1 protein-coding gene (cut by a window edge) is annotated in these 20,597 nt (G+C 68.2%); it reads right to left on the bottom strand.

What is annotated here, in order from left to right:
* A protein-coding gene (locus ACQPYR_RS05530; RefSeq protein WP_433635020.1) for a non-ribosomal peptide synthase/polyketide synthase crosses the window boundary here: on the bottom strand, window positions 1–20,597 show its 5' portion. The gene continues 23,173 nt to the left of window position 1, outside the view; the window shows 20,597 of its 43,770 coding nt (coding positions 1–20,597); its start codon is at window positions 20,595–20,597; the stop codon falls past the left edge of the window.

Here is a 20,597-nt window from a genome sequence, read left to right as displayed (position 1 = left end):
GGCACCGCGAGCAGCTGCTCCTTGACCGCCTTGACGGCCTTGCCGAGCGCGGGGCCGCCGGTCAGCGCGGCATCGATATCGATGCCGGACAGGTCGAAGCGGACCGGGAAGATCGCGGTGAACCAGCCGACGGTGCGCGAGAGATCCGCGCCGGGCACGATGCCCTCTTCGCGGCCGTGGCCCTCCAGGCGGATCAGCAGCGCATCGTCGGCGCGCGCGGTGGTGCGGCTCGCGCGCCACTTCGCGGTCGCCAGGGCGAGCGCGGTGAGCAGACCGTCGTTGACGCCGCCGTGGAACAGCGCGGGCACGGTGGTCAGCAGCGCCTTGGTGACCTCGGCGGAAACCTCGACCTGCAGCTTCTCGATGGCGGCCGAGGTATCCACGGCCGGATCCAGCGCACGCTCGGTCAGCAGCGGATCGGCCGTGCCTACCACCGAACGCCAGTAGTCGAGTTCCGCGACCCGCGCGGCGCTTTCGGCCTCGCGCCGCAGTGCGTCGGCCCAGGCCCGCATCGAGGTCGCGGGCGCGACGAGCTGCGGTTGCTGGCCGGCGGTGAGCTGGCCCCAGGCGGCGACGAAGTCCGGCACCAGGATGCGCCAGGACACACCGTCCACCACGAGGTGATGCGCGGCCACGATGAGGCGACCGCCGCGGCTGCCGTCCGACGGTTCCAGCCAGACGAACCGAATCACTACACCCGCAGCCGGGTCGAGTCGATCCAGCGTGGAATCCAATGCGGCGGAGGCGATTTCGAACAGTCCGGCGTCGTCGATACCGGCATCGAATTCGGTGCGATCGATCAGCGCGTCCACGTCGATGGTGCCCGGCTCGACGGTCTCGAGGGTCCAGTCCGCATCCTCGCGGTACAGCCGCGCCCGCAGCATGTCGTGGCGATCGAGCACCGCGGCAACGGTTTTCACGATGCCCGCGCGGTCGATACCGACCGGCAATTCGAGCGCCATGGTCTGGTTGAACCGGCCGAACGAACCCTGCCGCTGCGCCATGAACCGGACCACCGGGGTCAGCGGCATGGCGCCGATGCCGCCACCGGGCAGCTCGGCCAGCGCCTCGACGGCGGTATCGGTGCTGTCGGCGGTCTCGGCGACCGCGGCGAGTCCGGCCACGGTGCGCTGCTCGAAGACATTGCGCGGGGTGAAGACCACACCGCGCGCCTTGGCCCGCGAAACCAGCTGGATGGACACGATGCTGTCGCCGCCGAGGGCGAAGAACGAATCGTCGACACCGACGCGCTCGACGCCGAGCACCTCGGCGAAGACCTCGGCAATGGTGTGCTCGATCGGCGTGCGCGGTGCGCGGAACACCACCTCGGTCGCGAATACCGGCTCCGGCAGGGCCTTGCGGTCCAGCTTGCCGACCGGGGTCAGCGGAATATGGTCGATCACCATCACCGAGGACGGCACCATGTACGTGGGCAGGCGTTCCTCGACATGCGCGGTCAGCTCGGCGACATCGATCGAATGACCAGGTACCGCAACCACATACGACACCAGCGAGGTCGCGCCCGCCGCGCCCTTGTGGCCGACGGTGACCGCGAAGTCGACGCTCTCGTGCGATGCCAGCGCCGCGTCGATCTCACCGAGCTCGATACGGAAACCACGCACCTTGACCTGGAAGTCGGAGCGGCCCACATATTCGACCGCACCGGTGCGGGTCCAGCGCACCACGTCACCGGTGCGGTACATGCGCGCACCCGCGACATACGGGTTGGCCACGAAGCGTTCGGCGCTCAGCCCGGCGCGGGCGTGATAACCGCGCGCCAGCTGGATGCCCGACAGATACAGCTCACCCGCGACACCCACCGGCACCGGCCGGAGCTGGGCGTCCAGGATCAGCGACTGCATGCCGCGGATCGGCGCACCGATCACCACCGTGTCGCCGGCCACCAGCGGCTCGCTGATATTGGTCATGATGGTGGTCTCGGTCGGACCGTAACCGTTGTGGAAGTTGCGGACGGAACCGTTCTCCAGCGGCACCGCCCACTTGGCGACCAGATCCGCCGGCACCGCCTCGCCACCGGCGACCAGTACTCGCAGCGAGTCGAGGCCGGTCGGATCGAAGGTGGCCAACGCGGCGGGTGTGATGAACGCGTGCGTGACCCGCTCGGTGCGGATCAGCTCGGACAGTTCCTCCCCGCCGTACACGCCGGGCGGCGTCACCACGAGCGCACCGCCCGCGCCGACCGCGAGCAGCAGTTCCAGGACCGAGGCGTCGAAGCTGGGCGAGGCGAAATGCAGTGCGCGCGAACCGGAATCGAGGTCGTAGCGCACGATCTGCTCGACGCTGAAGTTCGCGAGTCCGGCATGGGTGACCACGACACCCTTGGGCACACCGGTGGAGCCCGAGGTGTAGATGACGTAGGCCGGATGCGCCGGACGCAGCGGGCGGACCCGGTCGGCGTCGGCGATCGGCCCGCCGTCGAATCCGTCCAGGTCGAGCTCGTCGAGCACCAGCCAGCGCACCGAATCCGGCAGGCCGTCGCGAACCGCCGCGACGGTGAGACCGACGGGGGAACCGGAATCGGTGACCATGTGCGCGATGCGCTCGGCCGGATAGTTCGGGTCGACGGGCACGAATGCCGCACCCGTCTTCGATACCGCCCAGGCGGCGAAAACCGAATCCGCGGACCGCGGCACGCCGACGGCGACCAGATCCTCGGTGCCGATACCCTCGGCAATGAGCAAGCGCGCCAACCGGTTCGAGCGCTCGTCGAGGTCGCCGTAGGACACACGTGTCCCCTGGAACACCACGGCGGTCGCCTTCGGATCCATCGCGGCGGCCTCGGCCAGCAGCTCGGGCAGCGTGCGCGCGGGCACCGCCGGTGCACCGGTGCGGGCGATGAGCTCGGCCCGCTCCTGCGCGTCGAGCACATCGATGGCACCCACCGCGACCGTCGGGTCGGCGGCAATGGCCTCCAGCACCCGCCGCCAACGCTGCGTGATCAGCTCGGCGGTCGACTCGTCGAACAGCTCGGTGGCGTAGGTGAGCGCCAAAGTCATTCCGGCGGAACCGGTTTCCGACAGCGTGAACTGCAGGTCGAAGCGGGCCACATTCTCGTCGAGGTCCAGTGCGGACACCGACAGACCCGGCAATTCGAGTGCGGTGCGCTCCAGGTTCTGGAATGCGAGCATCACCTGGAACAGCGGGTTGCGCGCCTGCGAGCGTTCCGGCGCGAGCAGTTCCACGAGCCGTTCGAACGGCACGTCGGCATTACCGAAGGCATCCAGGTCCGTCGAACGCACCCGGTCCAGCAGCGCCGTGAACGATTCGGACTGATCGATCCCGGTGCGCAGCACGAGGGTGTTGACGAACATGCCGACGAGATCGTCGAGCGCCTGCTCACCGCGTCCCGCGATCGGCGAGCCGACGGCGATATCGTCGGTGCCCGACAAGCGGGCCAGCAGCACCGTGAGCGCGCTGTGCATCACCATGAACAGCGACGCACCGCGTTGGCGCGCAATACCTTCCAGCGCCGCGATGAGTTCGGCGGGCAGTTCGGTCTGCACGGTCGCGCCGCGATGCGAGGCGATCGCGGGACGTGGCCGATCGGTGGGCAGCGGCAGTTCGTCGGGGACGCCGTCGAGAGCGAGCTTCCAATGCGCCACCTGACGCGCCATCAGCGAAGTCGGATCGTCCTCGGCGCCGAGGACTTCGCGCTGCCAGATGGCGAAGTCGGCGTACTGCACCGGCAGCGGCGCCCAGCCGGGCGCCGAGTCCTGGGCGCGCGCGGTGTAGGCGAGCATCACATCGCGGGTCAGCGGGCCGATGGAGAACCCGTCGGCCGCGATGTGGTGCACCACGACGACCAACACATGCTCGTCGGCGCCTGCGGAGAAGAGCCTGGTCCGCAGCGGAGCCTGTTCGGACACATCGAATCCGGTGGTCACGAATTCGGTCACCACCGCGGTCAGCTCGGCCGGATCGACCGAAACCGGCTGCAGGTCGAGCGCGATCGCGTCGGCGGGCACGATCACCTGCACCGGGGTGCCGCCGTGCTCCGGGTAGCGGGTGCGCAGCGATTCGTGCCTGCGCACCACATCCGCCACCGCCAGCCGCAGCGCCTCGATATCGAGCGCACCGGTCAGGCGAATGGCGACCGGAAGGTTGTAGGCCGCGGATGTGGTGTCGTACTTGTTCAGGAACCACATGCGCTGCTGCGCGAACGACAGCGGCACGAGTTCGTCGGCCTTGCGCGGGCGGGCCACGAGCCGGGCGCGCGCGGCGCCGTCGGCATGCGATTCCACCCGGGCCGCGAGCGCTTCCACGGTGGAGGCCTCGAACAGCGCGCGCACCGGGACGGTGGTGCCGAGCGCCGCGCCGATCCGGGCGACCACCCTGGTCGCGATGAGCGAGTTGCCGCCGAGGTCGAAGAAGTCGTCGTCGACACCGACCCTGGGCAGGTCGAGCACATCGGCGAAGACCGCGGCCACGGTCTCCTGCACCGGCGTCACCGGGGCGCGGAAAGCCTTGGCCTGCACCGCGGGCGCGGGCAGCGCGCGACGGTCCAGCTTGCCGTTGACGGTCAACGGAATCCACTCGAGCCGCACCAGCGCCGCGGGCACCATGTAGGACGGAAGGCGTTGCGCCGCACCGCTGCGCACCACGTCGAGGTCCGGGATCACATCGGGTTCGGCGACCACGTAGGCCACGATCCGCTGATCGCCCGGCTGGTCCTCGCGCACGATGACCGCGGCCTGGGCGATGCCCGGCTGGGCCAGTATGGCGGATTCGATTTCACCGAGTTCGATGCGGAAGCCGCGCACCTTGACCTGATCGTCGGCGCGGCCCAGGTATTCGAGTTCGCCGAAGCGGTTCCAGCGCGCGAGGTCGCCGGAGCGGTACAGGCGTGTGCCCGCGGCCTCCGCGTCGGCGAGGGGGTTCGCGACGAAGCGGGTGGTGGTCAGGTCCGAGCGGCCGAGGTAGCCGCGAGCCAACTGCGGTCCCGCGACATACATTTCGCCCGCGACGCCGACCGGCACCGGCCGCAGCCGGTTGTCGAGGACGTACACGCGCAGACCCGCGATGGCACGGCCGACCACGCTGCCGGAGGCGGCGGCGATGGTCGCGGCGTCCAGCGCACGGTAGGACACGTGCACCGTGGTCTCGGTGATGCCGTACATATTGACCAGCAGCGGAGCGACGTGTGCCGAGCGCCGGTCGGTGCCGTCACCGTGTCGGGCAACCCAATCCGAAAGCCTGCGCAATTCGAGGGCTTCACCGCCGAACACCACGTAGCGCAAGGCCAGCGGTTCGGCATCCGGTGCGGCATTGCGATCCGCCTCGGCGAGTTGGTAGAACGCGGACGGCGTCTGGTTGAGCACCGTGACCTGCTCCACCCGCAGCAGTTCCAGGAACTGTTCGGGCGAGCGCGAGGTGTAGTAGTCGACGACCACGAGGGTGCCGCCGAACAGCAGCGGACCCCACAGCTCCCACACCGAGAAGTCGAAGGCGTAGGAGTGGAACAACGTCCACACATCGCGGGGGCCGAAGCTGAAGTCACGATCGGTATTGGCGAACAGCCGCACCACATTCCGGTGCGCGACCGCGACACCCTTCGGGCGGCCGGTCGAGCCGGAGGTGTAGATCACGTACGCGACATTGTCCGGGGTGAGCGCCGCGAGACGGTCGGCATCGGTGATCGGCGCATCGTCGGCGTCCTCGACATTGCCGGTCTCCACCGCGAATCCGTCGAGCACCACGGTCGGCAGCTCGTCGGGCACCCTCACCTGAACCGTCGAATCGAGGATCACACTGGTCGGACGCGAATCCGCGAGCACGTAGGCGATGCGGTCGGCCGGGTAGGTCGGGTCGACGGGCACATAGCCCGCACCGGTCTTCACCACCGCGAGCAGCGCGACCACGAGATCGAGCGAGCGCGGCAGGATCACCGCGACCAGCGACTCGGGACCCGCGCCGTCGGCGATCAGCCTGCGCGCCAACACATTCGCACGCCGATCCAGCTCCGCGTAGGTCAGCGATTCGATGCCGAATTTGGCCGCCGTGTTGTCCGGATGCGCGGCCACCGCCTGCTCGAACAGATCGACCAACGTGGTACCGGGTGCATTGAATCGGGGTGTGCCGTATCGGATTGCGGCGCTCCCGGTGCCCTGCGTGCTTACGCGCGCTGCCTCCTCCGGGCCCGTCGCTCGCGCCAGGCTGTCGAATCCGGACGACACCCAGCGCTGCGACACATTGAGCCGCTCGGCCTCACCGAGCAGATCGATATCGCCGATGACGATCTCGGGATCCTCGACCACACTCTGCAGAATCCGCACCAGACGATCGGCGAACGATGCCACCGTCTCGGGATCGAACAGCTCGGTGGCGTAGTTCCACGACAGGCCGAGCGCACCGTCGGCGGTCTCGCCGACGGTCAGCTGCACATCGAATTTCGCTGTGCCGGGATCGAATTCGACCACCGACAGCTCGACGCCCGGCAGCGCGACGGTGCCCATTTCCGCGGCCGAGGCGGCCTCGAAGGTCAATGCCACCTGGAACAGCGGGTGATGCGCCTGCGATCGCGCCGGGCTGATTACGTCGACGAGCCGCTCGAACGGCACATCGGCATTGGCGAAAGCCGCCAGATCGGTGCGGCGCACCTGCGCGAGCAGATCGCCGAACTTGGCGCTCGGCTCTACCTCGTTGCGCAGCACCAGCGTATTGACGAACATGCCGACCAGATCGTCGAGCGCGCGTTCACCGCGTCCGGCGATCGGGGTGCCGATGGCGATATCGGTGCTGTTGGACAGCCGGGCCGCCCAGGCCGCCAGTGCCGCGTGCATGACCATGAACAGCGTCACCCCGCGGGCGCGCGCGAGTTCGGCCAGTGCGCCGTGCAATTCGGCGTCGATCGAGAAGCCGTGCGTGCCACCGGCATTGGACGCGACCTCGGGCCGCGAGCGGTCGGCGGGCAGTTCGATCTGATCGGGCAGATCGGCCAGCTGCTCGGTCCAGTAGGCGAGCTGCTGTGCCGCGACCGATTCGGGATCGTCCTCGCTGCCGAGCACGTCGCGCTGCCACAGCGCGTAGTCGGCGTACTGGACATCCAGCGGCGCCCAGGCGGGCACCTCACCGCGACTGCGCTCGGTGTAGGCCAGCACCACGTCACGCAGCAGCGGACGCAGCGAGAAACCGTCACCACTGATGTGGTGCATGACGAGCACCGCGACATGGTTCTGCGCATCGATGCTGAGCAGGTTGGCCCGGAACGGCACCTCGCTGGTCACATCGAAGTGCACGCTCGCCAGCTCGACGATGCGCGCGGGCACCGCGCCGGGAGCGATCGCCTCGGTCGCCAGCTCGAAGCGCACCTCGTCGGTGTGCAGCACGTGCTGGTAACCGGTGCCTTCGACCTCCGGGTAGATGGTGCGCAGCGCCTCGTGCCTGGCCAGCACGTCGCCGACCGCGGCGTTCAGCGCGGCGATATCGACATCGCCGGTGAGCCGGACGGCCACCGGAATGTTGTTGACCGCGGTGCGGTTGTCGAAGCGGTTCAGGAACCACATCCGCTGCTGGGCCAGCGACAGCGGGATCAGCTCGGGGCGCGGTTGCGGGGTCAGCGGAGCCCGACCGCCCTGGCCCGCTGCCGATTCCACAAGAGCTGCGAGTGCGGCAACGTTCGAAGCCTCGAACAGCGCGCGCACCGGGATCTGGGTGTCCAGCGCCGCGCCGAGTCGCGCGGCGACCTGGGTGGCGATCAGCGAGTTGCCGCCGAGTTCGAAGAAATCGTCGTCCAGGCCGACGCCCTGCAGACCCAGCACCTCGGCGAAGGTGCCCGCGACGATCTCCTCCACCGGGGTGGTCGGCGCGCGGAATACCTTGGCCGCGAACGTCGGTGCGGGCAGCGCCTTGCGATCCAGCTTGCCGGAGGCATTGAGCGGGAACTCGTCGAGCACCAGGTAGGCCGCGGGCACCATGTACGCGGGCAACTGGTCGCCGAGCGTGTTCTTGACGGTCTCGATTTCGATGGCCCGGTCGGGATTCGCGACCAGGTAGGCGACCAGCTGATCGCCGGTCCGGTCATCCGAATGCACGAGCACGACCGCCTGTGCGACCGCGGCCTGCGCGGTGAGCGCCGACTCGATCTCACCGAGTTCGATGCGCAGACCGCGCAGCTTCACCTGGAAGTCGGTGCGGCCCAGGTACTCCAGTTCACCGCGCGGCGTCCACAGGACGAGGTCACCGGTGCGGTACATGCGCTCGGCGGCGCCGAACGGGTTCGCGACGAAACGTTCGGTGGTCAGGTCCGGGCGGCCGACATAGCCGTGCGCCAACTGCGCGCCCGCCAGATACAGTTCACCCGGGACGCCCGCGGGCACCGGACGCAACCGCGAATCCAGCACGTATACCTGGGTGTTGAACACCGGGGCACCGATCGGCACCGAGCTGATATCGGCGTCGGTGACCTCGTGGAAGGTGACGTCGACCGCGGCCTCGGTGGGGCCGTACAAGTTGTGCAGTCGCGCGCCGGTCAGCTGGCGCAGGCGCTGCGCGGCCACGGCCGGCAGCGCCTCACCGGAGGCGAAAACGTTACGCAGACTGGTGCATTCGGCCGCGCGGTCCTCGGCGACGAATACCGAGAGCATGGACGGCACGAAGTGCACCGTGGTGACCTGCTCGTCGACGATCAGGCGCGCCATATAGGCCGGATCGCGGTGACCGTCCGGCTTGGCGACGACCAGGCGCGCGCCGACCTGCAAGGGCCAGAAGAACTCCCACACCGACACGTCGAAAGTCGCCGGAGTCTTCTGCAGCACAACGTCTTCGGCGGACAAGCCGTATTCGGCGTGCATCCACACCAGGCGGTTGACGATCGCGGCGTGCGAGACCGCGACGCCCTTGGGACGACCGGTCGAACCCGAGGTGAAGATCACGTACGCGGTATTGCCCGGACGCAGCGGGCGATGCCGATCCGCGTCGGTCAGCGGTTCATCGGAGAACTCGGCGAGATCGAGTTCATCGATGCGGACCTGGCGCGACACCGTGGTCTCCAGATCGGTGCCCGCGGTCAGCACGCAGACCGGTCGCGCGGTCTCCAGGATGTAGTCGATGCGCTCGACCGGATGATCCGGATCCAGCGGCACGTACGCACCACCGGCGGCATTGATCGCGTACATGCCGACGACCAGATCAATCGAGCGCCGCATGCCGAGAGCCACATACGATTCCGGGCCGACGCCGTTGCGCTTCAGCCAGCGCGCCAAACGGTGCACCCGGGAAGCGAACTCGGCATAGGACAGACTTGTCCCCTCGTAGCTGACCGCGTAGGCGTCCGGCGTGCGCAGCACCTGCGCCTCGAACAGCGAGACCAGCGTCGCGGCCGCATCACCGACCGGCGAGGTCAGTGCCGCGTCGACCGGGAATTCGGTCTCGTTCCACCGGTCGAGCACCTGGGCCCGCTCGGTGTCGTCGAGCAGGTCGATATCGCCCACCACGATCGCCGGTGCGGCGGTGATACCGCGCAGCACCCGGACGAACCGCTCGGCGAACGCCTCCGCGAACCGATCGTCGAAAAGGTCGGTGGCATAGACGAGTTCGGCGGCCATCTCCGATTCCGCACCCTCGCTCAGCGTGAGCTGCAGGTCGACCTTGGCGGTCGGCGGATCGATGCCGAGTTCGGAAACCGCGAGTCCGGGCAGCTCCAGCGAGGTGCGGCCGAGGTTCTGGAACGACAGCATCACCTGGAACAGCGGATGCCGCGCCTGCGAGCGAGCCGGGTTGAGCACCTCGACCAAACGCTCGAAAGGTACGTCGGCGTGGGCGAAGGCCTGCAGATCGCGCTCGCGCACCTGGGCGAGCAGATCGGTGAACGCTTCGGTCGGATCGACCTGGGTGCGCAGCACCAGGGTGTTGACGAACATGCCGACCAGGTCGTCGAGGACCTGCTCGCCACGACCGGCCACCGGGATGCCGATGGCGATGTCATCCGAACCGCTCAGCCGCGCGAGCAGGGTCGCGAAGGCGCTGTGCACCACCATGAACAGCGTGGTGTTGTGCTCGTGCGCGACGCGATTGAGCGCCTCCACGAGCGCGCCGGGCAGCTGGAATCGGTGCGTGCGTGCCGCATACGACGCGACGACCGGCCGCGGCTTGGACGACAGACGCAGTTCCTCGGGCAGTCCGGCCAGGGTTTCGCGCCAGTAGCCGAGCTGTTCGGAGATCAGCGAGGTCGGATCGTCCTCGGAGCCGAGCGTTTCACGCTGCCACAGTGCGTAATCCACGTACTGCACCGCCAGCGGCGGCCAGACCGGGGCGGATTCCGAACTCCGCGCGATGTAGGCCGACATCAGATCGCGGACCAGCGGACGCATCGAGAAGCCGTCCGCCGCGATGTGGTGCACCACGACCGAGAGCACGTGGTTCTGGGTGTTGTCGCGCCACTTCTTGCTGCTCAGCGGCGCACGCTCGACCTGGTAGAGCCGAATCCGCACCGGGGACTCGGTGGTGATATCGAAGCCGCGACCGATGAATTCGTAGAGCGCACTGCCCAATTCGCTTTCGGCGACCGGGACGATCTCCAGTTCCGGAATCGCCCGCGCGGCCGCAAGCACCTGCTGGTAGGCCACGCCCTCATGCGACGGGTAGATCGTGCGCAGCGATTCGTGCCGGGTGATCACATCGGCGATCGCTCCGCGCAGCGCGGGCAGATCGAGATGCCCGTGCAGCCGCACCGCCGCCGGAATATTGTCGGCGGCCGAATCGGCGTCGAAGCGGTTGAGGAACCACATCCGCTGCTGTGCGAGCGACAGCGGCGGGTACTCCGGCCGCGGGCGCACTGTCAGCGCCTGGCGGGCACCGGCCCCGGCGCTGGCCTCCATGCGCGCGGCGAGCGCGGCGACGGTCGGCGCCTCGAACAGCAGCCGCACCGGAACCTGGGTGTCCAGTGCCGCGCCCAGGCGAGCGACCACCTGGGTGGCGACCAGCGAGTTACCGCCGAGATCGAAGAAGTTGTCATCGATGCCGATGCGCTCGTGACTCAGCACATCGCTGAAAATGTCGACGACGATCTCTTCGATCGGGGTCGACGGAGCGCGGAATTCCTTGGCCTCGAAGACGGGTTCGGGCAGCGCGCGCCGATCGAGCTTGCCGTTGGGGTTGAGCGGCATGGCGTCGAGCACCACGATGGCGGCGGGGACCATGTACGACGGCAGCTGTTCGGTCAGATGCGCACGCAGCTCGTCGAGGTCGACCGTGCCGCCATTGGCGGGCACCACGTAGGCGACCAGCTGATCGCCGGTCCGCGCATCCGCACGCACCAGCGCCACGGCCTGTGCCACCGAATCGTGTGCGGTGAGGGCGGTTTCGATCTCACCGAGCTCGATGCGCAGACCGCGCAGCTTCACCTGGAAGTCGGTACGGCCGAGGTAGACGATGGCACCATCGGCATTGCGGGTCACCAGGTCGCCGGTGCGGTACATCCGGGATCCGGAAACGCCGAACGGGTTGGCCACGAAGCGATCCGCGGTCAGATCCGTGCGCCCGAAGTAGCCGCGCGCCAACTGCGCACCGGCCAGATACAACTCACCCGCGACACCCGGCGCGACCGGATGCAGGCGGGCATCGAGCACATACGCCTGGGCATTCCAGACCGGCAGACCGATCGGCACCGCGCCGACCAGGCCCTGTGCCACCGGACCGTGCGTCGCGTGCACCGCGAACTCGGTCGGGCCGTAGAGGTTGTAGAGCTCGGCGGAGCTGACCTTGCGAATGGCGGCGACGGTGTCACCGGTGAAGGCCTCACCGGCGACCAGCAATGCGCGCAACGACTCGAGCGCCGCGCCACCGGCGGCATCGACACTGCCCGCGAAGACGGTCAGCATCGAGGGCACGAACGAGGTCATGGTGACCCGCTCGGCCGCAATGACCTCCGCCAGGTACTGCGGGTCACGATGCCCATCCGGGCTCGCGACGACAATCCGGCCACCGGTGGACAACGGGCCGAACAACTCCCACACCGACACGTCGAACGTGGCCGGGGTCTTGAACAGCACGACGTCATCGGCACCGATGCCGTATTCACCGGTGATCCAACGGATCTGGTTCACCACTGCCGCATGCGGCAGCGCCACCCCCTTCGGCCGACCGGTCGAACCGGACGTGAAGATCACATACGCGGTGTTCTCCGCCCGCAGCGGTGCGATCCGCTCCGCATCGGTGACCGGCGCGTCCGAGTACTCGGACAACTCGATCTCATCGATGGAAAACGTTGGCAGCCCGCCGCTTTCGAAGTTGTCCCGCGAGGTCGTCAGCACACAGGCCGGTGCCGCCGACTCGAGCACATAGCTGATCCGCTCGGTAGGCTGATCCAGGTCCAGCGGCACATAGCCGCCGCCGGCCTCCTGTACCGCGTACGCCGCGACCACGAAATCGACCGAACGCCGCAGACCGAGGGCGACCAGCTTTTCCGGACCCACACCGGCCTCGATCAACCGACGCGCCAAGCGGTGCACGCGCGCACCGAATTCGGCATACGTCAGCGAGGTGCCGGTGGTCGGATCCACGATCGCGACCGCATCCGGCGTGGCCGCGGCCTGCGCGGCGAACTCGCCGACCAACGTGAGCCCGCCACCCTTGCGAACACCCGAACGACGCGGGGTGCGACCGGGCTGACGACGCGGCAGCAAATCGTGCTCGGTGTCGTTCCAGCCGACCACCGCGAGTGCGGTTTCCTGATCGTCGAGCAGCTGAATATCGCCGATCGGCACGGTCGGATCGGCGATGATGGCCGCCAGGATCCGATCGAGGCGCCGCGCGAAGGCCGCCACCGTGTCCTCGTCGAAAAGATCGAGGGCATAGGAGATTTCGGCCGACATACCGGCGGCCTCGCCCGATTCCTGGGTCTCCTGCAGGGTCAGCTGCAGATCGAATTTGGCCAGTCGCGCGTCGTAATCGATGCCGTTGACCGACAGTCCGGGCAGTTCCAGGTTGGCCTGCTTGACGTTCTGGAACGCCAGCATCACCTGGAACAGCGGATTGCGGGCCTGCGAGCGGGCCGGGTTGAGAATTTCGACCAGGCGCTCGAACGGCAGATCCGCGTGCGCGAACGCCTGCAGGTCGGTTTCCCTTGCCAGGGCGAGCAGGTCGGCGAAGCTCGCCGAACCCGCGACATCGGTGCGCAATACGAGGGTATTGACGAACATGCCGATCAGGTCGTCCAGCGCGGCCTCACCACGACCGGCGGCCGGGGTACCGATGGCGATATCGCTGGTACCGCTGGCCCGCGCCAGCAGCACGGCGAGCGCGCTGTGCATGACCATGAACAGCGACGAATTGTGCTTGCGCCCCAGATCGATGAGCGCACGCTGGGTCTCGGCGGAGATCACGAACGCGTAGGTGCCGCCGCGGTAGGAGGCGATCGCCGGACGCGGGCGGTCCGAAGGCAGCACCAATTCGTCGGGCAGATCGGCGAGTTGTTCGGTCCAGTACCGGATCTGGCTGGAGATCAGCGAATCCGGATCGCCCTCGGAGCCGAGCACCTCGCGCTGCCACAGTGCGTAGTCCGCGTACTGCACCGGCAGCGCGGACCAGGCGGGCGACTCCCACGAGGTGCGCGCCGCGTACGCCACCATGACGTCACGCGCCAGCGGCCCCATCGACCAACCGTCGGCCGAAATGTGGTGCACCACCATGCCGAGTACGAACTCGGACTCGCTGATCTCGAAAAGCCTTGCGTGCAAAGGTACTTCGTCGGTGACGTCGAAGGCCATGGAGGCCAGGTCGATCAGATGCTCGACCAGGGTCTCCTCGGTGACCCGGTACGGGGTCAGGTCGGGCACGATCTGCGCCGCGTCGAGCACCACCTGAACCGGACCGCTCTTGGTCTCCGGGAAGACGGTGCGCAGCGATTCGTGCCGGTCGATCACGTCGATGACCGCGACCTGCAGTGCGGCGACATCGAGATCACCGGAGAGCCGGATGGCGACCGGAATGTTGTTGACCGCCGAGGCGGTATCGAAGCGGTTGAGGAACCACATGCGCTGCTGTGCGAGCGACAGCGGCACCTCCTCCGGGCGCTCCCGGGCGACCAGCGCGCTGCGGGCGCCGGCACCGGCGTGCGATTCCACCCTGGCCGCCAGCGCGGCCACCGTGGACGCCTCGAACACCATCCGCACCGGCACCCGGGTATCGAGTGCGGTGCCGATGCGCGAGGCCACCTGGGTGGCGATCAGCGAGTTGCCGCCGAGTTCGAAGAAATCGTCGTCCACGCCGACGCGCGGCAGGTCGAGCACCTCACCGAAGATCTGGGCGACGATCTCCTCGATAGGTGTGCTCGGCGCACGGAAGGTGTGCACCTCGAAAACCGGCTTGGGCAGGGCGCGCCGATCGAGCTTGCCGTTCGCATTGAGCGGCATGGCCTCGAGCGTCACGAACGCCGCGGGCACCATGTAGGTGGGCACCATGCCTGCCAGATGCGTGCGCAGCGCGGTATCGAATCCCGCCTCCGGCTCGGCCTCGGTCGGCACCACATAGGCGACCAACTGGTCGCCGAGCCGGCTGTCGGAACGGACCAGCGCGACCGCCTGCGCCACCGCGGGATGGGCGCGCAGGGCGGCTTCGATCTCGCCGAGCTCGATCCGGACACCGCGCAGTTTCACTTGGAAGTCGGTGCGACCGCTGTAGACGATCTGTCCCGCGGCATCGCGGGTCACCAGGTCACCGGTGCGGTACATGCGAGAACCGCTGGGGCCGAACGGATTCGCCACGAAACGGTCGGCCGTCATATCCGGCCGGGTGAGATAACCGCGCGCCAGCTGGTCGCCCGACAGATACAGCTCACCCGCGACACCCGGGGGCACCGGATGCAGTCGCGCGTCGAGCACATAGGCCTGGGTGTTCCAGACCGGCGCACCGATCGGCACCGCGCCGCGCACCACCTCGCCGACGACCGCGTGGGTGGCGTTGACGGTGAATTCGGTTGGGCCGTAAAGGTTTATCAGCGTGATATCGGGGCGGCCGAGCTTGCGGAACGCCTCAACCGCCTCACCGGTGAACGCCTCACCACCGACCAGCAGCATGCGCACCGAGCTCAGTGCCGTCGGATCGACGGTGCCGGCGAATACGGTCAGCAGCGACGGCACGAACGAGGTCACGGTGACCTGCTCGGCGGCGATGACCTCGGTCAGATATTGGGTGTCGCGGTAGCCGTCGTGGGTGCCGATCACGGTCCGGCCGCCGGTGAGCAAGGGTGCCAACGGCTCCCACACCGACGCGTCGAAGGTGGCCGGGGTCTTGTACAGCGCGACATCGTCGGCGCCGAGCCCGAATTCGCTGATGAGCCAGCGCATCTGGTGCACCAGCGCGGCATGCGATACCCCGACGCCCTTCGGGCGACCGGTGGAGCCCGAGGTGAAGATCGCATACGCCAAATGTTCTGGGCGCAAAGGCGATACGCGCTCGGCATCGGTCACCGGGGCATCGGAGATCCCGGACAGATCGAGCTCGTCGACAACGACCGACTCCAGGCCCTCCGGCGCGAACCGGTCCCGCGACGTGGTCAGCACATAGGCGGGCGCCGCAGTATCGAGCACATGGGCGATGCGTTCGGCAGGCTGATCGAGATCGAGCGGCACATAGGTGCCACCGGCCTCGAGCACCGCGTGGATCGCGGTCACCAGGTCGAGCGAGCGTCGCATACCGAGCGCGACCGGGACATCCGGACCGACGCCCGCCTGGATCAGCCAGCGCGCGAGCGCATGCACCCGAGAGCCGAAATCCGCATAGGTCAGCGTCGCGGAGCGACTCGATGAGGGGTGGTGGTCGGGTGACGGGTGGGCCAGCGTCGCGGAGCGACTCGATGAGGGGTGGTGGTCGGGTGACGGGTGGGCCTGCGTGCCGCCGACGGCCGGGGTGAAGCCGTCGACGGAACGGTCGACCACGGCGATGGCGTCCGGCGTCGCGGCCACCTGGCGGGCGAACAGATCGCTCACCGTCCCGGCCGCCTCGAGCGCACGCGGCGCGCCGTGCCAGCCGTCGCGTGCCAGCTCGACCTCACGCTCGTCGAGCAGATCGATATCTCCGACGATCGCCGCCGGATCCGCGGTCACACCGCGCAGAATCCGTACCAGTCGATCGGCGAACGACGAGACGGTCGCCTCGTCGAACAGGTCGGTGGCGTAGGAGACGACCACCGAAACGCCCGCGGGCTCCCCCTGGTTGCCGCGCTGTTCGGTCAGCGTCCAGAGCAGATCGAATTTGGCGATGTGGACTTCGAGTTCGGCGGCCGACACCGACAGTCCGGGCAGCTCCAATGTGCCGTGCGACATCTCCTGGAACGACAGCATCACCTGGAACAGCGGATGCCGCGCCTGCGAGCGAGTCGGGTTGACCACCTCGACGAGACGTTCGAACGGAACATCGCTGTATGCGAACGCCGCGAGGTCGACTTCCCTGGTGCGCCCGAGGAATTCGGTGAAGGACCGACCCGGATCGACCTCCGAGCGCAGCACGAGCGTGTTGACGAACATGCCGATCAGGTCGTCGAGGGCCTGTTCGCCGCGTCCGGCGACCGGAGTGCCGATGGCGATATCGGTGGTGCCGGACAGCCGGGCCAGCAGCAGTGCGAGCGCGGCGTGCAGCACCATGAACGGGGTGGCGCCCTCGGCGCGGGCCAGTGCGCTCAGCCGGCTGTGCAGTTCGGCATCGATATCGAAAGCGAACTGCGCGCCGCGGAAGCTCTGCACCGGCGGACGCTGCCGATCGGTGGGCAGATCCAGCTGATCCGGCAGACCGGCCAGCGCGTCGCGCCAGTAGGCGATCTCCCGGGCGGCCATGGACTCGGAATCGCTTTCGGCGCCGAGCAATTCGCGCTGCCACAGGGTGTAGTCGCGGTACTGCACCGGCAGGGGCGCCCAGGCGGGCGCCTCCCCGGCCGCGCGGGCCAGATAGGCGGTCGTGACGTCGCGCGCGAGCGGCCCGAACGAGAAGCCGTCCGCCGCGATGTGGTGCACGACGAAGGCGAGTGCGTACTCGGGCGTGTCATCCGAGGACGCACCGGTGATCTGATACAGGCGCACCCGAATGGGCAGCTCGGTCGAGACGTCGAAGCCGGCGGAGGCGAATTCGGTGAGCACGTCGACCAATTCGGACGCCTCGAGCGGCTGCACGTCGACCCCGAGGTCGACCTCCTCGATCGGCAGCACCTGCTGATAGGCGCCGTCGCCCGAGTTCGGGAAGATGGTGCGCAGCGATTCCTGGCGAGTCAGCACATCGGTGAGCGCGGCCCGCATCGCGTCGAAATCGACGCGACCGCCCAACCGCACCACGAATGGCAGGTTGTACGTCGGCACCGTGGAGTCGAACTGGTTGATGAACCACATCCGCTGCTGTGCCAGCGACAGCGGCACCCGCTCGGGCAGTTCCTGGGCCACCAGGGCCGGTCGTGGCCGATCGGTGGGCGGCGCCGATTCGGCGCGGGCGGCCAGACCGGCCACGGTCGGGGTCTCGAACAGCGCACGCACGCCGATCCGGGTGCCGAATGCCGCGCCGATCCGCGCCACCACCTGGGTGGCGACCAGCGAGTTGCCGCCCAGATCGAAGAAGTTGTCATCGATGCCGACGCGTTCCTGGCTGAGCACATCGGCGAAGATCGCCGCCACGATCTGCTCGGCCGGGGTACGCGGGGCACGGAATGCGGTCGCGTCCACGCTGAACACCGGCTCCGGCAAAGCCTTTCGGTCCAGCTTGCCGGAGGTGTTGAGCGGGAACGCGGCCAGCACCATGATCGCCGCGGGCACCATGTAGCTCGGCAGCTTTTCGGCGACGAACCGGGTGAGTTCGAGCGGTTCGATCGACTGGCCGGGCGCGGGCACGACATAGGCGACCAACTGCTGACCGGTCGCGGTATCCACCACCAGCACCGCGGCCTGGCTGACCGCAGGATGGGCGAGCAGATCTGTTTCGATCTCACCGAGCTCGATGCGCTGACCGCGGAACTTCACCTGGAAGTCGGTGCGGCCGATGTATTCCAGGGTCCCCGCGACATTCCAGCGCACCAGGTCACCGGTGCGGTACATACGCTCGCCATTACTACCGAACGGGTTGGCGACGAACCGATCCGAGGTCAGATCCGGGCGACCGCGGTAACCGCGCGCCAGCTGACGCCCACTCAGATACAGCTCACCCGGTGCGCCGACGGCCGCCGGGCGCAGCCGCGAATCCAGCACGTAGACCTGGACATTCCACTCCGGGATACCGATCGGCACCGTGACGGTATCGGCGGCGGTGGCCTCCCAGTAGGTGACCGAGACCGCGGCCTCGGTGGGGCCGTACAGGTTGTGCAGACCGGCCGAGGTGATCGCGCGGAAACCCGCGGCGGTCTCCGGCGGCAGCGCCTCACCGATGACGAAAACCGCACGCAGCGTGGCACATTGGGCGGCGGTGGCGTGGGCGACGAAGACCGTCAGCATGGACGGCACGAAGTCGGTGACGGTGACCCCGTGCCGCTCGATCATCTCGGCGACGTACAGCGGATCGCGGTGCCCGTCCGGCGTCGCGACAACAAGTTTCGCGCCGACCATCAGCGGCAGGAAGTAACCCCACAGCGATACGTCGAAGGTGGTCGCGGTCTTCTGCAGGTACACGTCGTCGGCGGTGAGGCGGTACTCGTCGAGCATCCACAGCTGCTGGTTGACGATCGCATGATGGGTTACCGCAACACCTTTCGGGCGTCCGGTCGAACCCGAGGTGTAGATAACGTAGGCGGTGTTGTCCGGACGCAGCGGTGCGCGGCGCTCCGAATCCGCCACCGGCGCATCGTCGTACGCGGATACGTCGAGAGTGTCGATTTCCACCCGGCGCACCGATTCCGGCAGCTCGAGTTCGTCACCGGAGACCGTCAGCACACAGACCGGTGCCGCGGACTCGAGGATGTAGGCGGTGCGATCGGCCGGATGATCCGGATCGATCGGCACATACGCGCCACCGGCCTTGAGCACCGCGTGCATACCGACGACGAGCTCGAGCGAACGTCGCATGCCAAGCGCGACAAGCGATTCCGGTCCGACACCATCGGCGATCAGGAACCGGGCCAGGCGATTGACCTTTGCGGCGAACTCCGCATAGGTCAGCTGTGCGCCCTCGAAATCCAGCGCGACGTTGTCCGGAGTCAGCTGGATCTGCGCATCCAGCAGCGCCGCCAGGGTGGTTTGCGGGACGTCCTGCTCGGAGTCGTTCCACTCCGCGACGGTCAGCTCCCGCTCCGCCGCGGTGGTCAGCTCGAGGCCCCAGACCGGCGCATCCGCCTCGGCCCGCAGGAAGCGCTCGAAGAATTCGAGGAAGCGTTCGTGCTGACGCCGCGTCTCCGCCTCGGAGTAGAGGTTCGGGTTCGCCTCGAAGTCGATGCGCGCGCGCGAACCGCCCTCGGACTGATAGAAATTGACGCCGAGATCCTCGATGCTGCCGGTGGACAGCACCACCATGGTGCCGACCATCGAGCCCATGCTGATCTTGTCCTGGAACAGCATGATGTTGATCCAGGGGCCGAAGAACTCCCTGGTCACCACGCCGGCACCGGCCGCGTCGCGGCGGATGTCCTCGTGTCGGTAGCGCTGGTGGCGCAGCGCGCCGGTCACCTCGACCTGGACCTGTTTGAGCACATCGGCCACGGTGGTCTCGTGCCCGATCCGCAGCCGCAACGGCACGATATTCGACGAGACGCCGCCGGAGCGGCGCATCACGGCGGTGGTCCGCGCGGTCACCGGCAGGCTGAGGATCACGTCCTCGGAGCTGGTCCACTGCGCCAGATATCCGGCGAACGCGGCGAGCAGCAACCCGGCCGGCGACGAATCATGGCGCGCCACAGCCGCTTCCAGCACCGCGTTCTGCTCGTCCGAGAGCAGCACACTGCTGAGGGTGTTGATCGGCGCCGGTCCCGCGGACCGGCCCGCCAGGCTGGTGCCGTCCTCCACACCGGCGACCCGCTCGGCCCAGTACGTCTTGTCCGACTGGAACCGGGAACTGTCGCGGTAGGCCATCTCCTGCTCGTAGAGCGTGCGCAGGTGCGCGGCATTGGCCGGTGCGGGCTCGGTGCCGTTCAACAGGGCGGTGTACCAGTCGGCGACCCTGGAGAGGTTGGTCACCGCGCCGAAGCCGTCCAGCACGATGTGGTGCGCGCGCAGGTACAGGTACCAGTGGTGATCGCCCACCTGCAGACCTGCGAAGCGCAGCAGCCGATCCTCGAGCAGGTTCAGCGGGGCGCTGTACTCGGCGCGCATCCACGCCATGGCGGCGGCCTGGGGATCGGCCTCACCGCGGAAGTCGACGTAGTAGACCTTGTCCCGGTCCGGAATCGTGTAGTCGATCCACTGATACGGCTGGCCGTCGATCTCGGTGATGCAGAGCATGCCGGAGCCGCGCTCCTGCCCGGAGCTGATCAGCGCCTCGCGCAGGACCTCGAGGTCGAGGTCGCCGTGCAGGTCGACGTACTGCGCGATGTTGATCGGCACCTGCGGGTCGACGTGCTGGGCATACCAGATACCCAACTGCGCCGGGGACAACGGGAACGGCTCGCTCGACTCCCTCGAGGCAGCGTGCGCCCGTTCGCCACCAGTTTCGCCGTTTCCGCCGAAATCCAGCCGGTCCAA

Origin of the sequence: Nocardia sp. CA-120079 (assembly GCF_050955745.1) — a bacterium.
Taxonomy (GTDB): Bacteria; Actinomycetota; Actinomycetes; order Mycobacteriales; family Mycobacteriaceae; genus Nocardia.
This window is presented reverse-complemented; position numbering and strand designations above follow the sequence as displayed.